This window comes from Chamaesiphon sp. VAR_69_metabat_338, from assembly GCF_031423935.1.
GTDB lineage: Bacteria > Cyanobacteriota > Cyanobacteriia > Cyanobacteriales > Chamaesiphonaceae > Chamaesiphon.
This window is the reverse complement of record NZ_JANPGM010000276.1, coordinates 1-3,551: the sequence shown is the minus strand read 5'-3', so window position 1 is coordinate 3,551 and position 3,551 is coordinate 1. Positions and strand designations below refer to the sequence as shown.

General features: G+C 48.9%; 4 protein-coding genes, 1 tRNA gene and 1 pseudogene. 5 read left to right on the top strand and 1 reads right to left on the bottom strand.

The features are described from left to right. A partial coding sequence (sixA, locus tag RMO84_RS08155) for a phosphohistidine phosphatase SixA (RefSeq protein WP_310487967.1) occupies window positions 1-461 on the bottom strand: 461 nt, incomplete at its 3' end. 139 nt (window positions 462-600) lie between these two features. On the opposite strand from sixA, the gene RMO84_RS08150 reads away from it, so the two are divergent. The 5 genes and pseudogenes from RMO84_RS08150 to RMO84_RS08130 form a co-directional block, all read left to right on the top strand. After that, window positions 601-1,335 (top strand): hypothetical protein, encoded by a 735-nt coding sequence (locus RMO84_RS08150; protein WP_310487966.1) that lies wholly within the window; start codon window positions 601-603, stop codon window positions 1,333-1,335. Between the two features lie 84 nt (window positions 1,336-1,419). Next, window positions 1,420-2,205 (top strand): hypothetical protein, encoded by a 786-nt coding sequence (locus RMO84_RS08145; protein ID WP_310487965.1) that lies wholly within the window; start codon window positions 1,420-1,422, stop codon window positions 2,203-2,205. Between the two features lie 149 nt (window positions 2,206-2,354). Next, window positions 2,355-2,426: transfer RNA gene (locus RMO84_RS08140), tRNA-Gly, on the top strand. A gap of 134 nt (window positions 2,427-2,560) precedes the next feature. Beyond that, on the top strand, window positions 2,561-3,004 hold the full coding sequence (locus tag RMO84_RS08135; protein WP_310487964.1) for a hypothetical protein: 444 nt from the start codon (window positions 2,561-2,563) through the stop codon (window positions 3,002-3,004). A 12-nt stretch (window positions 3,005-3,016) separates the two neighbouring features. After that, a pseudogene (locus tag RMO84_RS08130) lies at window positions 3,017-3,551 on the top strand (gamma-glutamyl-phosphate reductase); the annotation flags it as partial.

Sequence of the window (3,551 nt, the reverse complement as noted above, 5' to 3'; positions counted from 1 at the left end):
TTCAAACCAATGATGCCACCCTTCTTGAGGACTATTCGATTGACAACTTTGCCAAACATTAATAATTCTGCCCAGTGGCTGAGATTGGGTTCGTGTCCGACTAAAGCTAGCGTAGAAATCGATCGATCGGTCGTTCGATCCTGCCACCACGTCAACCATGCGGGTAGATTGCCCTGCGGTTTCAACTCCTCGGCGATCTCCACTTGCATACTAAGTTGCTTCTCCATCAAAATCTCAGCAGTTTGGTGCGCGCGGATGAGGGGACTGGAGACAATCAGATCGAATGTTACATCTAATTCGCTCAAGCGATCGGCAACTTGAGCAATTTTTTTACGTCCTACTTTAGTAAGCGACCTCAGCGCATCCCGATCGATCTCACTCTGAGCTGACAGATCGAGATCGGCAGCCGCGATCGATTCCAGATCTACGGCAATACCATGACGAATTAAGTATAAATACATATAACTTACCGAATGTTTGATACTTATTGTGAATCTTGGTGCAACAAATATTGCAGCTTAATGCGATAATCACCAGTGGGTAACTGGTTTACGATTTATTGTTTATTGATACATATTGGTATCCGTAGGGAATTCTAAAATGGATGGTAGATATATCGATCCGATCGAAGGTGCAGTAGTTATGACAGAGCCACATCTTAATGAGTTTATCCGCCCCAAACGGCGATTTCATTGGGAAACTTTTTTACCCAAGCGCAAAGCTTGGATTCAAACCTTAATTTTATTACCTTTCGGACTGCCGATCGGTAATTTTCTCGGTGCCAGTTGGCAATTTGCAGTTAATGCAGTCATCGAAGATCGTCAATACCCGATCGGGATTTTGGCGATGTGCATGAGCTTATTACTGCCTAGTTTAGTATTTGCTTTTCTGTTTCAATGGGGTCGGGCGATAAGGTGCCAACAGGCAACAACGTGGTACCCTAATGCGCGCGCGCTCGGATCGGGTCTGTATGCGACCTTGACGATCGCGACATCATTTGGCATCGTTCAATTGTGTACTCACAGTCTGGGCATTTGCGGCAATCCGGCTTGGAGTGGCATCGGCCAAACTTTACTGTGTAATCTCGATGGCTATGGCTTTGAATCCAAATCTTGGTTTGGTGCGTGGTTTATCGTCGCGGCTTACTGCTACCAAGCACAAGGCGCGATAAAATCTAGCTATCGCACCCTCTTCCGGCGACAGGATACAGCAGCAAGGTTTGCACTAGCGGCACGATCGACCGATCTGCCCGATTTTAACTCAGTAGCGGCGGCTAGCGACGACTTTGGCGATCGTCTACCGATCGACACGATCGGCCACAACCGCGAAGACTAGACTCTAAGTTTTCGACCCAGTGCTAAAATATGACGGTATCCAGGTCGCACGAGCACGCCGTAAGGCGATCGCCACTCAAGTAAATTGCTAAACCGAAATCATCATCATTTTAGACTGGGTAATTGGTGTCAAACCTTCGTGGGGACGCTCGTCTGTCTGGGGTGTTGGGGACAGTTGCCTAGTGTCGCCAACCCCGCTAGTGCCGCACCTGTAGTCACACAGCAGCCAGCACCAGCGAGCCAGCCAGCACCCGCAAGCCAGTCGGCACCTAATCCGGATGACTCACTCGATCTGAGTCCAGAAATTATCAATGGTAGCCCCGTTTTACAAAAATGGCGCAAGGGAATTCCCGATGTCCTGGATGAGATTAGAAACGACCCCAGTTTTCGGACGCGAGTCAAAGTTGGCTACTCGCAATATCCATCCACTGCCCAAACCGGCGGGTTGCATCTGGCAGTAGATGACGTCTTCTTCGGACGCAGCGGATTTGCAGCTAGTGCCAACTACAATTCAGGCGGTAGTCGCAGTGCGTATGGTGTAGACGCGCAATACTATCTCTTACCGCTAGGTGGCTATATTAATATCGCCCCGATTGTCGGCTTTCGCCATCTCCAAACCGATAAATATAACCGCGATGGTTTAAATCTCGGTCTCAAATTGATGCTCGTCCCTTCGCGCGGCGGCGGAGCCGATATCGCCCTGAGTCAAAGCTGGGTAGGTTTGGGTAGTAGTACTGAGACGGGTTTGACGACTCTGTCCGTCGGCTATGCCCTGACTAATCACCTGCGGTTATCGACAGATATCCAACAGCAAAATGCCAAGGAAAATTATGATAGTCGGGTCGGGATTGGGGTGGAATGGATGCCTTAACGCGGCTCGCAACTGTGGATCTGGGGCAAAGTTTGGCAAACATCCCAGCCACAGCTACGAGCGATCGCTAGCAGTGCGAGATTTTGAGTTAGGCTATTGACAAACTATCGTACCTATGGGATGATAATAAAGGTCAGAAAACACCTATTGCGGGTGTAGCTCAGTGGTAGAGCGCAACCTTGCCAAGGTTGATGTCGCGCGTTCGAATCGCGTCTCCCGCTTAAAGATTGAAAAATCCTTGTTAAAAAGTTAGCTAAAGTCTCCCAAGTTGGGAGACTTTTTTATATGCTATGAAAATAGCAGCGATTGCTGTAACAATGCAGCCGATCGAGCGAGCCAGATTACCAGATACAGCGTGACACCTCCTCAACAGCAAAAAATTTATTTAGACCAAGAATATCCCTGTCCCTGTCATCCCCAAGGTCAACTCCAACAAATCGTCCTCACCGAAGCCTTTGGCTGCAATCGCTGTCGGCGCATTTTTGTCCTGCAATCAGATGGCTTGACGATCGAGGAATTAGCAGCTACTTATCCCTACAAACGACGTTATTATTGGAACGGGAAACGGTTGCAGTCAATCAGATCCCTCCCAACAGGAAATTTTTGGGCAGTAGCGAGTTGGCGGGAGAGTTGCGCGCTATGGTTACAATGTCTGGGCGTAATTGCCTTAATACTGGTAGTATTTCAACTTTATTGTCGAGTAACATTAACTAGTCCGATCCTTAATCTTGTACTATCAATAGCGATAGCTATTGTTGTCCTCGTCGTTATTACGCTCTGGTTATGCGACCAAGGTTAAACACCTCTACTTATGGAACATGCGAATACCAGCCCCAGTTTAGCTAGTGTCTTATCTGAGTCCGTGCAAGCTGGACGCTTGCTCGCGCTCAGTAGTACCCAGCAGCGCGAGCAAGCGATCTGCTCGGTGGCGACAGCCTTACGGGCAGATTTTCATGACATTCTCGAAGCCAATACCCTCGATCTAGAGGCCAGTCGCCAACTAGACCTCTCAGACCTGCTATTGGAGTGGTTGAAACTGACTCCCGAACGCCTGCAACGCTATATCGATTTGTTGTATCGCCTAGGCGAACTAGCCGCGATCGCGGGCAACAATGATGTCTGTCCGCCCGGTGGAGATCGACATTGTTACAGCCAGGTAAAACCGTTAGGGACGGTAGCTTTTATTTATGAGTCCTTACCAGAGCTGGGTGCGATTGCAGCGGGAATGACTCTCAAGACCGGGAATAGTCTGATTCTGCGGGGTGGGGATGAGGCATATCATACCAATATTGCGCTGGTTGGGGCGATTAGGCGAGGCTTAGAGCAGGCTGATTTTCCGCCTAATG